At 23.9% G+C, this 12,985-nt stretch carries 5 protein-coding genes and 1 pseudogene; 3 read left to right on the forward strand and 3 right to left on the reverse strand.

Annotated features, from left to right (window positions below; all coding sequences use genetic code 11):
* Positions 1-156: 156 nt before the first annotated feature.
* Positions 157-3,972 carry an Eco57I restriction-modification methylase domain-containing protein gene (locus tag HNP67_RS05050; protein ID WP_184125441.1) on the reverse strand — a complete coding sequence of 1,272 codons (3,816 nt, stop codon included), beginning with the start codon at positions 3,970-3,972 and terminating at the stop codon, positions 157-159.
* A gap of 133 nt (positions 3,973-4,105) precedes the next feature.
* Between HNP67_RS05050 and HNP67_RS07175 the strand changes: the two genes are divergently transcribed.
* Both HNP67_RS07175 and HNP67_RS05040 read left to right on the forward strand, forming a co-directional pair.
* Positions 4,106-4,264 carry a transposase gene (locus tag HNP67_RS07175; protein WP_184125444.1) on the forward strand — a complete coding sequence of 53 codons (159 nt, stop codon included), beginning with the start codon at positions 4,106-4,108 and terminating at the stop codon, positions 4,262-4,264.
* A gap of 586 nt (positions 4,265-4,850) precedes the next feature.
* Entirely contained in the window at positions 4,851-5,693 is an 843-nt protein-coding gene (locus HNP67_RS05040) for a CRASP family complement regulator-acquiring lipoprotein (RefSeq protein WP_184125440.1), read from the forward strand.
* Positions 5,694-6,930: 1,237 nt separating this feature from the next.
* Here HNP67_RS05040 and HNP67_RS06910 read toward each other — a convergent pair.
* Positions 6,931-7,167 (reverse strand): annotated as a pseudogene (locus HNP67_RS06910) (chromosome replication/partitioning protein); the annotation flags it as partial.
* Between the two features lie 380 nt (positions 7,168-7,547).
* Here HNP67_RS06910 and HNP67_RS05030 point away from each other — a divergent pair.
* Positions 7,548-8,438, forward strand: coding sequence for a S2/P23 family protein (locus HNP67_RS05030; RefSeq protein WP_184125438.1), 891 nt, complete (start codon positions 7,548-7,550; stop codon positions 8,436-8,438).
* Between the two features lie 662 nt (positions 8,439-9,100).
* Here the strand turns inward: HNP67_RS05030 and HNP67_RS05025 are convergent.
* Entirely contained in the window at positions 9,101-12,964 is a 3,864-nt protein-coding gene (locus tag HNP67_RS05025; RefSeq protein WP_184125436.1) for a class I SAM-dependent DNA methyltransferase, read from the reverse strand.
* Between the last annotated feature and the right edge of the window lie 21 nt (positions 12,965-12,985).

Here is a 12,985-nt window from a genome sequence, read left to right on the forward strand (position 1 = left end):
TTGAATTTATTCTAATTGGTTTAAATATTACAACACTCTTTTTATCCAAATTATCTTATTTTAAAAATCTTAAGCAATACCTTAATTCTTTTATTTTTCTAAATAATTTCTCAAATTTAAATCTTATTTTTTATTTTTTGTATTAACTTATTTATGCTAAAAAATTTTATTATTTAGTAAATAATTCTCATATCCTTTTATTAAAGAAGAAATATACTCTTCCCCTTTTTTGTTTTTCAATACCTTAAAATCTCTAAGCAATGTGATAAAATCTTCTTTGGTTAATGAGTAAAGACTGGCTACAATAAAGTTATTTTCATTTTCTTTTTCTTTAAAAAATTCATCTTCCACATTTAAATTTAGTATTTTATCAACTTTTTCTTTATTAAACTCAAAATGTTCTAAATAAAGTAAATATTTAAAGTTCTCGGGATCATTTTTAACTATCAATAGAGAAGTGTTTTTTATAAGATTTAAATATAAAGAATTGCTTAAAATTTCTTTTTCTTCGGGTTGAGGTATTGAACATTGATATAAACATGATTTTTGAACATGTATATTAACAAATCTTCTAATCATAAAATCAAATACAAATGAATTAAAAATCGATATAATAAATAATTTTTTATAAATGGATATTGGTGTTTTCTCACAATTTATATACATTGAATTCACACAATAACAATTTTTAGGAGAAAGTGTACTAATCATAGTTCTTATGTCTGTATTTCTTGCAATATCTCTATATAATATTCTTTCAGATTGATACTGCTCGTCTTTGGTTAATATGTTTTCTAAATCTTCTTTATATATCCATAACAATTTAGAGCTTTCTTTTGCATCTTTATCTTCAAAAAATCTTGAATTAAACTGATAAATATTAGCTCCAGAATAAAGAAATATAAAGTTTTCATTATTATATTCTTTATAGAATGCTTTATAAATTGTTAAATTTAGTCCTTGTTTAAAATCAATATACTCTTCACTCAGAGTACTAAATTGACTAAATATTTTGTTAATTAAGCTAAATTCTTCATTATCTTTAAATTCAATTATTGATTCTTGTATAGGAGATAGTTCTTTAATTTGATCTATACTTAACTCAATTCCTCTATAAGGATCGTATTTATTATCTTTTAAATCACCAGTTATTTCTTTAATAATATTATCATCGTTTTGAATCATGAATTTTGCCTTAAAGCTTGATGTGGGGGTTTTAGTATTGCTAAGTTGAAATATTACAAATTTAAAACGAGAATCCACATCTTTAAATCTTTTTTTATTTTCAAATTGATAAATATAATTAAGTCTATAGTTAGCAAATATATGCTTTCTTAATGTTTTTGAGCTAAATTCACTCCAAAGACTTGAAGGAACCAAATAAGTTAAATTGCCTTTTTCTTTTATTAGTTTTAAATTAAATGTAACAAAGTATCTAAAAAGATTTGGATCACCACCACTGGTAAAGTTTTTAAAATCACTTTTATAAATATTGTTAATAGTACTTATGCTGTTTTTTTCTTCATTATATTCAATGCTCAAAGGATGATTATCTTTATTAAGTATTTCTTGCTTTATTTCATTTTGTTCTTTTATGCTTAATTTCCTATAGCCGGGAATATGTTTTGAGAAAAACTCTGCTTCATTAAACTTGGTTTTCTCCCATGGTGGATTTCCAATTACAATATCAAAGCCTTTCTGAATATCTGGAAACTCAATTCCATAGTGAAAAAATTTATAGTAGCTACTTAATTTCCTAATTTTCTCCATTTTCTCTTTATCTTCACTAGAAGTCTTACTGCCCAAAATATTTTCAATTAAACTAATTACATCTGTAATATCACTAAATTCTATATTCAAAGATTTGTCAAAAGATAATGAATAAAGTTTGATTAAAGAAAATATTATTTTTAAATTATCTATATATTCACTTTCTTCATATTCTTTGTATATCTTTTTAGATTTTTCTATATCTTCTTTAGTAGTATCGTTAATCCCTTTAATTTTTTGATAGTTATCTTCTAAAATAGTTGTAATTTCTTTAATTCTTTTCCTAAATAAAGAAAATCCACTTTCAAATTTCTTTTTTGTAATATCAAAAAATTCATCTTTGGTATATCCCAAGAGAGCATTTCCTACTTTTATGTGATGTTCAATAAAGCTTAGTGGTGTTCCAAAAACAAAGGTATTAATCCATAAACTTAGCATAGTAATTTCAACCGAAATAGGATTAATATCAACACCATAAATACACTTCTTTAGCAACATCCTTTTAAGTACTAATTCTTTACTTATACTATCCTGAACACCATACTCTTCACTTTCTTTCAAAATAGCTCTATATTCTTTATCAAGCTCTTTTCTTACATCTTCAAATTTATCTAGCTCGTGCCATACTTTTTCTGTTAAGTAATCTAGACAAGAAATCAAAAAATGCCCTGATCCACAAGAATTGTCAATAATTTTTATATCTAAAGGAGATTTGGTTTTAAGCTGCTCTTCAATTGATGATATAACCATAAAATCAGTTAAATCATCTGGGGTATAATATGCTCCACTCTTTTTTCTATCAAGTGATCTAGATGTAAGATAAATATTGCCTTTATAGTATGTAGCAACTTTGTTTGCTTTTTTGTTTACAAGCTCTTCTTCGGTACGAATGAGATAAACTCCGTCTTCAATAATACGATGAACGGTAGTATCTGCAATTCTAAGGTCATATTCAAGTAGAGTTTCATATAATTCTCCAAAACTTTTGGGATCTAACCTTGAATACTCTACAAATTTTTCATCTTTAATGTTTTTTTCTTCAAAGAAAAGTATTTTAACTAGTATTTCTTCAAGTTCACTAATGCTAAGCAAACTTTCATTATTTAAATATTTAACCTTATCTTCTGAAAACAACCCTCCATTAAATATAGGAAACTTTATTGCATCACTTCCTTTATCAAGTAAATTGAAAATTGTTATTATTTTTTTATATCCTAATTTCTTTTTTGTATTTTCATCATAAAAAAAATACCTAAAAGATATAGAAGATCTGTATAACTTGTTTTCTTCTAAAATTTTCTTAAAAATTTCATTATCTTCAATATATGCAATAAAAAATATTCTTAAAATAAAAATAATTGACTCTTCAAGTATGCTAGCTAAAATATGCCCGGTAATTTCTTTGCCTGACACTTTAAATTCTTTGTCATATATATTTTTTGCAATTTTAAATACTATAGAATCGTCGGGTCTCTCATAAAGTATCTCTCTTAAGGTTTTTTGAATTATCTCTTTTTCTTTGTTTATTTGTTCTTTTTCAACTTCTATTATGTTACTTTTTTTTAAGAATCTTTCTTTTCTTATAAGGTAGATGAATAAAACAAACCATTCTTGTTCCTTATATTCTTCTTTTTCTTCAATTTTAGAAAAATTAAACTCAATATATCTTTTTTCTCCATAAAGTACTTTTGATTTGTCATACAATCTCCATACCTTTCCATTAGAAAGTATTCCATAATGTTTTTGATATTGATTTAGATATCTATATAGCTGATCTTCTGCTTCTTTTACTTTATCTTTAGTATAAAAACTAAATGCTGGACGCTTAATTTCTGCTATAAGCAAGATATTTTCAACAGGAATGGGTTCATTATTTTTTTTAGCTTCTTTTACTTTATTATTAAAATCTACTTTGTCTTTATCATTTTCAAAAAGTAGTATATCTATTCTAGACTCTACTCCTTCTATTTGCCCAGCTTTTTGTTGTTCTACTGAATAATTTAGCTCTTCAAATATAGACTTTAGCAAAGACTCTATATTTGCTTCTGTTGAATTGTCGTCTATTGAAGAAAGTTTGTTTTTTATAAGAATAAAAAGGTCTTTTAGTTTATTAGTATTTTCCCTTTTAATAAAGTCCTTTGATAATTGTTTATAAAGAGATACATTAGGATTGTTTGTTTTTACGATATCATTAGTTTTCATTATCTATGCTTTATAAAAAATCCATTTACATTGTTTACAAATCTTTTCCATATATTATTAATACTAACAATATATTCTAAAAAAATTAAGTTTTTAATTAAAAACTTAATTTCTAGATAAATCGGTTGACAAAATAACTTTCAATAAATTCAACAATGATAAAGATCATATTCATTTATTACTAGAATTTGCTCCCGATATACACCCTTCTAAATTTATTAATACTCTAAAAACAGTAACTTTAAGATTTATAACAAAAAAATATTTTACTTATTTAGACAAGTATTGCTAAAAACCTTATTTAGTCCAGAAATTATTCCCTTTTATTTACTAAAAATGTACTAAAGATGACCGTCCTTCAAGATCTTTAATAAAGCACCTGGGTGGATTATTTGATCATTTTAATGTTGCTATACCTTTTAAAAACTAGAATTCACTTATTTTTCAATAGATCTATACTAAACAACGACCATAGATACTAAATCTACAAATAAATTCATATTACATCAACATGGTAGTTACCTTTCGGTTTATTTGTTTAAATACTTTCATTAGAATAACTTCACAGAACCATTCGATAATACCTTAAAATACTCTACAAATTATTTACAATTTCAAAGTTTTTAAATCTTTAACACAATAATTATTAAAATCTATTCACAAATAACACATACTATTATTAAAATAAACAAATTTAATTAAATTTATATCAAAATAAATTTTTTAAAAAAGCTCAAAATAATATAAAACTTCTGGTAATGAAAATATTATTATGAATACTAAAATAATCAATATAAGATTGTAATATAATTATATTATAATCTTATATTGATTATTTTATTATATTAAATGTAAGATTATAAATAAGGAGAATATTTGTGAAATATAATATAATTGTAAGCATATTTGTTTTTTTATTTTTAAATGCTTGCAATCCAGATTTTAACACCAATCAAAAAGATATGAAGGATCAATCTAATAAAAAAAAACTAAAATCCAATAAAGAGGGATTAGAAACTAAAACAGCAGTAAACCTAAATCAAGAAGTAAATCTAAATCAAGAAGTAAATCTAAATCAAGAAGAAGTCCCTAATAAAAGAATAAAAAACACACCGATTGACGATCTAAGAAATTTAATAGAAATAGCTAATATAGATAGAGAAAAATATGTAAAAAAATTAGAAAAAGAACCTTCAGACCAATATGGAATATTGGCTTTCAAAAAATTAGTTTGGATGGAAAATTTATCAGGTGAAAAGATAGCCAATAATAGCGAGAAATCTAAAAAATATAGAAAATATATTTATGCCACCTTAAATGCTATTGACACTAATAAATTAAAGGAACTTTCAGAAATTATAATATTATCAGAACAAACACAAAGCCTATTTAGTATCTTTAACGGATTTGGAAGTGCTATTGACGACGTGATTGTTTATCTATATTCCAAAAAAAACACTATAGATAAACTAGACACTTTAGACTTAGAGAAGCTTAAAAATTCATTTGAGGAATTATTATCTACAAAAACAATCGTTTCAGAAATGTTAAACCAACTTTTATTAGATTATCAAAATAATAAAAATTTTATAAAAACAAATTCCACTAAGCTCAAATCTCATGTAATTGAACTTTACAAACAACTTATAAAAAAAAGGGAAGAATCAGAAAAGATAAAAAGCGACATATTTTCAATACATACCTTAAAGGTTATGTATTGAAATTGTTATAATGCAAAAAACTATCTTCAACAAAAGGCAGACTTAATATTTTAACTAAAGATTACAAAGAATTTTCCATCTATAATTTACATAAACTTTAGGTGGAAACAAGCTTTGTCAAATTGATTTATTAGTTTTATAAATATGCTCCTTTATGATGTTTATAGAAACTCCCTTCTAGCAGAAATAAGATGCCTTGAAGATGCTATTTTAGATTGTTAATAAATTTAAAAGCCAATATTATGATTAAATTCTAGTAATAATCAAACTGCTATTTCTACAATCTTTAATTTAATAATATTAATTCAATAGATTTAATATTATTAATGATATATTCTTTAAAGATGGGCTCTTTATTTAAAAAAATATAGATAATCTTGAAAAACCCTCACAAGATGTAAAAACTAAGCATACCAATAGAACTAAATTTAAAAATCTACTTAATGACTTTAATAAAATTAATCAAAATTAAAGTATTAGTAATCAACATGAGTCAAAGTGAAATAAAAATAGGAGACTGAATCACATGATTATGTATTTAAAACAAATAAAAGCAGGCTATATTGAAATTAAGAAAATTAACAAACCTTATTTAAATCTGGTCTTGAAAAACTAAAACTTATTATTAATAATACTAAAATAAATAATGTTATAGGCGTTTTTAGGAATTTTTTAGTGTTGTACCTCAGCAAATTTAAAATACAGAAAAGCTTGCTAGTTTTTCTTCAAATATAATAAGGACAATAAAAGAATTGATAGAAAGAAGCCTAGAGCTGAGTGTATCTTCTAAAAAATAAACACTTTGGCTGCAACTTGCCCTTGGCTTATTGCCTTGTCGCCATTATCTATCTTTTAAGTTTTTTCTTAAATTCTTTTATTTCTTTTTCATACTTAGAATATATTCTAAAAGAGAGGTTTGGGATCATTTTCTCTATTTTATCCTCTAATTCTTGATTTTTTATCAATCTCTTTTAATTTTATTAGATCTTCAACTTGCCCTTATAGATGTCCATAAAGCTTACATTAATTCCTATTTTTAGATAAATTCCTGATCCAAATTTTCCAAAAACTCCAGGCCACTCTTCTTCTTTTATCTTATCCTTTGTATATAGAAATCCTTTAACTTGTTTTTTTTAAATCTTTACACCATTTAAATTATTTTTTCTTGCGTAGCTTTATGGATATCAATAAAATCATTTTTTTGTAAATATTGATAAAAGTTGATAAATGCTATTTATTTAATATTATCAATAGAAATAGCACTTTTTAAAACTTTTTCATAAACTTTTAAATACATATAGGCCTGAGTTTTTACTACTACAAAAGATTTTATAAACTGTTCAAAACTTTTGAAACCATCATATTTATAAAGGTCTTTTTCTTTAACTTTATTATTAATAGCATCTTATAACTTTAATTTTAATTGTTCTTTTAATTCGCTTTAGATTACTAGATTTTTATCCTGATTAGTATTTAAAAATATATTTTTTTAATTTTTGACACCCAAGGTGTCAAAAATTATTCTATTCTTAATCGAGTTTATTAAAAAGTTTCTTCCTAGTTATTGAATAAAACCAAGATTCGTTTTTGGCAAAAAATCAAGCTTTAAGTATAAATATTTGTAAATATTTTTAACCTAAAAATAGAAATAATAAATATATGATTAATTTTTCATTTTAATACTAGTAAAATTACTTAGATGAGCTACTATTTCTAAATTAAAGATTATAGAATAAGTAGTTCATTTTTTTTAGCCAACTCTCTTCTGGGTATAATAAAAAAATGTTTTATGAATTTTTAATATTAAATTAATGGAGTAATGCTTTAGAAATTAATTAAAACAAGAAGAATTTTATGAAAAAGAGTATAAGTATTTTGAATATATTTTTCATTATATCATTTTTTTATTCTTGTGTTGTAGGATCAAATTCTTTAAAAAACATCAAAACTGAAGGTTTGGACTTTGAGCTAAGTGAAGAGAATAATGAAAAAGATATTAAAGAAGATAATGAAGAAGATATTAAAAATATTTCCTGTATTAATGAAGAATTTGGGTCAAGCGAAATAAAAGAAGGAGAAGTTCAGGGTGGACTATTCGCAAAAAGTGTTACATGGATAAAACCTAATAATTTAAGGGCTATAAAAGACAGATATAATAATTTAATTGAAGATCTTAAAGGGCTTAAATATTCGTATATTTTTTCGCCCATTCGACTTAAAACTTTTTCTTGGTCATTGTTTAGTGGCTACACTTATCATATCAATGATGATAACTATAAAATAATGGGTATAAAGGTTCCAATAGCTAAAATAATAGCATTTGAGTCAACCAAAGAGTTTGAAAAAAGATATGAAGTTAAAAATCTAAAGTTAATTTTTGAAGGAGTGAATTTTGATTTTGAGAAATATAGAACTGATGGTTTTGCTAAAATTACTTTGAAAGAAGTTTCAAGAGAGGCTGGATATATTAATTCATATAATTTTGGGGTTTTTAATGATGCTTTAACAGATTTTTTTACTCTTTTTATAAAAAAGAGTAAATGTAATTATATACTTGCCTATCTTACTATAAAAGATAGGCAAACTAGTGAGGATAAAACCCATGAAATTGTATTAGATCTAAAGCTATTTAATGATGTTGTTAAGCTAATATTTGCCAAGTATCCAGATTTATCAAAAGAAAAATTAAAGCTTCCTATTGATTTGATGAATAATAAATACCCTAGTGAAATTTTTAATAAATAGATTTATTTCTTAGAAAATACTAGAAGCACTTCAAGAAGCAAAATAAAAGATGATAACGAAAATAAAATACTGTAGAAGTTAGTGATATTGGGAATAATTTAGAAAGATTAAAAAGTTATTTAAAAGAAATTAAAGGACAACTTGAAAATTCTAAAAAAGAAGAGATAACTTCTAAAGTTATAAAATGTGGAGTATTTAGTATATATTGTCCTAAATAATACTTAATTGATTTATTAATATAAAAAAATCAAGAAGATATTATTAAAACATGTTATAAAAAAGATGCTTTTTAAAAAAAATATATTTCTAGTTAATTAATATAAAAAACTATAAAAACTCTTTTTATAAATTACCAATAATTTTTACTAAATAATCTTCTTTGGCCCCATATACGCATCGCAAAAAAAATTACGAAATGTCACTAATACATACTTCTATATGACTTTCTATATGGATTACAAACTCTTTATTTCTAATAATCTTCTTTGGCTTTAAAAAACAACTAAAATGATACATTTCTGCATTTTAAAATATATAAACATTATTTTCTTCTATTTTTAAAAGTTTTTTAGTTTATCTACTGCTTCCTTTAAGAACAACTTCGCTAAAAATAACTTTTTCATAATTTTATAGTAATATTTTTAGTAAAAACATATATTTTATTAAGTAAATAAAATCTCTTTATAGTAATTAACTAAACTTGAATTGTTAAGCTTATTTATTCTTAAATAATTCTCATATCCTTTTATTAAAGACGAAATATAGACTTCTCCTTTTTTATTTTTTAATACCTCAAAGTCATTAAGTAAAATCCTAAAATCTTCTTTGGTCAGTGAATAAAGACGAGCTACAATAAAATTATTTTCACTTTCTTTTTCTTTAAAAAATTCATCTTCCGCATTTAGATTTAGTATTTTATTAACTTTTTCTTTATCAAACTCAAAATATTCTAAGTAAAGTAAATATTTAAAGTTCTCGGGATCATTTTTGGCTATTAGTAAAGAAGTATTTTTTGCAAGATTTAAATATAAAGGATTACTTAAAATTTCTTTTTCTTCGGGTTGAGGCATTGGGCATTGATAAAGGCATGATTTTAGCACATTTGAATCAACAAATCTCCTTAACAAAAAGTCAAATACAAATGAGTTGAAAATAGATATAATAAATAATTTTTTATAAAGTGATATTGGTGTTTTCTCATAATTTATATACATTGAATTCACACAATAACAATTTCCAGGAGATAAAGTACTAATCATGGTTCTTTCATTTGTGTTGCTTGCAATTGCTCTATAAAATACTCTTTCAGTTTGATATTGGTTATCTTTAGTTAATACCTTTTCCAAATCCTCTTTATCTATCCATAACAATTTAGAGCTTTCTTTTGCATCTTTATCTTCAAAAAATCTTGAATTAAATTGATGGATATTAGCTCCAGAATAAAGAAATATAAGATTTCTATTATTATATTCTTTTAATAAAGATTTACGATTCTTAATGCTTGGATCTAAGCCTTTTTTAAAATCAACATATTCTTCACCAAGAGTACTAAATTTGCTAAACATTTTGTTAATTAAGCTAAATTCTTCATTATCTTTAAATTCAATTATTGATTCTTGTATAGGAGATAGTTTTTTAATTTGATTTATATTTAATTCAACTCCCTTATAAGCATCGTCTTTACTATCTTTTAAATCCCTAGTTATTTCTTTTAAAATATTATCACTACTCTGAATCATGAATTTTACCTTAAAGCTTGATGTAGATTCTTTAATATTGCTAAGTTGAAATATTACAAATTTAAAACGAGAATCCACATCTTTAAATCTTTTTTTATTTTCAAATTGATAAATATAGTTAAGTTTATAGTGAGCAAATATATGTTTTCTTAGTATTCTAGAACTAGATTCATTCCAAATAGCTGAAGGAACCAAATAAGTTAAATTGCCTTTTTCTTTTATTAGGTTTAAATTAAATGTAACAAAGTATCTAAAAAGATTTGGATCACCACCACTGGTAAAGTCTTTAAAATCACTTTTATAAATATTGTTAATAGTACTTATGCTGTTTTTTTCTTCATTATATTCAATGCTCAAAGGATGATTATCTTTATTAAGTATTTCTTGCTTTATTTTATTTTGTTCTTTTATGCTTAGCTTTCTGTAGTTAGGAATATGCTTTGAGAAAAACTCTGCTTCATTAAACTTGGTTTTCTCCCATGGTGGATTTCCAATTACAATATCAAATCCTTCCTGAATATCTGGAAACTCAATTCCATAGTGAAAAAATTTATAGTAGCTACTCAATTTTTTAATTTTTTCTATTTTTTCTTTATCTTCACTAGAAATTTTATTGCTCAAAATATTTTCAATTAACCTAATTACAGACACAATATCGCTAAATTTCATATTTAAAGATTTATCAAAAGACAATGAATAAAGTTTAATTAAAGAAAATATTATTCTTAAATTATCTATATCTTTACTTTCTTCATATTCTTTGTATATCTTTTTAGATTTTTCTATATCTTCTTTAGTAGTATCATTAATACCTTTAATTTTTTGATAGATATCTTCTAAAATAGTTGTAATTTCTTTAATTCTTTTTTTAAACAAAGAAAATCCGCTCTCAAATTTCTTTTTTACAATATTAAAAAATTCGTCTTTGGCATATCCTAATAAGGCATTTCCTACTTTTATATGATGTTCAATAAAGCTTAGTGGTGTTCCAAAAATAAAGGTATTAATCCACAAACTTAACATAGTAATTTCAACTGAAATAGGATTAATATCAACACCATAAATACACTTCTTTAGTAACATCCTTTTAAGTACTAATTCTTTACTTATACTATCTTGAACATCATATTCTTCACTTTCTTTTAGAATAGCTCTATATTCTTTATCGAGTTCTTTTTTTACATCTTCAAATTTATCTAGCTCGTACCATACTTTTTCTGTTAAGTAATCTAGACAAGAAATTAAAAAATGCCCCGAACCACAAGAGTTGTCAATGATTTTTATATCTAAAGGAGACTTGGTTTTAAGCTGTTCTTCAATTGAAGATGTAACCATAAAATCAGTTAGGTCATCTGGGGTGTAATATGCCCCACTTTTCTTTCTATCAAGCGATCTAGATGTAAGATAAATATTGCCTTGATAGTATGTAGCAACTTTGTTTACCTGCTTGTTTGCAAGCTCTTCTTCGGTACGAATGAGATAAACTCCGTCTTCAATAATACGATGAACAGTAGTATCTGCAATTCTTAGGTCATATTCAAGCAGGGTTTCGTATAATTCTCCAAAACTTTTGGGATCTAACCTTGAATACTCTACAAATTTTTTATCTTTGATATTTTTTTCTTCAAAGAAAAGTATTTTAACTAGTATTTCTTCAAGTTCACTAATGCTGAGCAAACTTTCATTATTTAAATATTTAACCTTATCTTCTGAAAATAACCCTCCATTAAATACAGGAAACTTTATTGCATCACTTCCTTTATCAAGTAAATTGAAAATTGTTATTATTTTTTTATATCCTAATTTCTTTTTTGTATTTTTATCATAAAAAAAATACCTAAAAGATATAGAAGATCTGTATAGCTTATTTTCTTTTAATATTTTCTTAAATATGTCATTATCTTCAATATATGCAATAAAAAATATTCTTAAAATAAAAATAATTGATTCTTCAAGAATGCTAGCTAAAATATGCTGAGTAATTTCTTTGCCTGATACTTTTAATTCTTTGTCATATATATTTTTTGCAATTTTAAATACTATAGAGTCATCGGGCCTCTCATAAAGCATCTCTCTTAGAGTTTTTTGGATTATCTCTTTTTCTTTAGATATTTGTTCTTTTTCAATCTCTATTATATTGCTTGTCTTTAGATATCTTGCTTTTCTTATAAGGTAGATGAATAAAATAAACCATTCTTGTTCTTTGTATTCTTCTTTTTCTTTAATTTTAGAAAAATTAAATTCAATATATCTTTTTTCTCCATAAAGGACTTTTGATTTGTCATATAATCTCCATATCTTTCCACTTGAAAGTATCCCATAATGTTTTTGATATTGATTTATATATCTATATAGCTGATCTTCTGCTTCTTTTACTTTATTTTTAGTGTCAAAACTAAATGATGGACGCTTAACTTCTACTATAAGTAAGATATCTTCGGCTAAAATAGGCTCATTATTTTTTTTAGCTTCTTCTAATTTATTATTAAAATCTACTCTGTCTTTATCATTTTCAAAAAGTAGTATATCTACTCTGGAATCCACTCCTTCTATTTGCCCGACTTTTTGTTGTTCTACTGAATAATTTAGTTTTTCAAATATAGATCTTAATAAAGACTCTATATTTGCTTCTGTTGAATTGTCGTCTATTGAAGAAAGTTTGTTTTTTATAAGAATAAAAAGGTCTTTTAGTTTATTAATATTCTCTTTTTTTATAAAATCTTTTGATAGTTCTTTATAAAGAGATATGTTTGGATCATTTGTTTTTATAATGTTATTATTTTTCATTATTTATGCTTATAGAAACCA

It is taken from the genome of Borreliella californiensis (assembly GCF_014205885.1).
In the GTDB taxonomy this organism is placed as follows: domain Bacteria; phylum Spirochaetota; class Spirochaetia; order Borreliales; family Borreliaceae; genus Borreliella; species Borreliella californiensis.

What these genes read in the sequence shown, in the direction of transcription:
- HNP67_RS05050 (WP_184125441.1), bottom strand. Translation starts at nt 3,972, where the DNA reads ATGAAAACTAATGATATCGTAAAAACAAACAATCCTAATGTATCTCTT.
- HNP67_RS05030 (WP_184125438.1), top strand. Translation starts at nt 7,548, where the DNA reads ATGAAAAAGAGTATAAGTATTTTGAATATATTTTTCATTATATCATTT.
- HNP67_RS05025 (WP_184125436.1), bottom strand. Translation starts at nt 12,964, where the DNA reads ATGAAAAATAATAACATTATAAAAACAAATGATCCAAACATATCTCTT.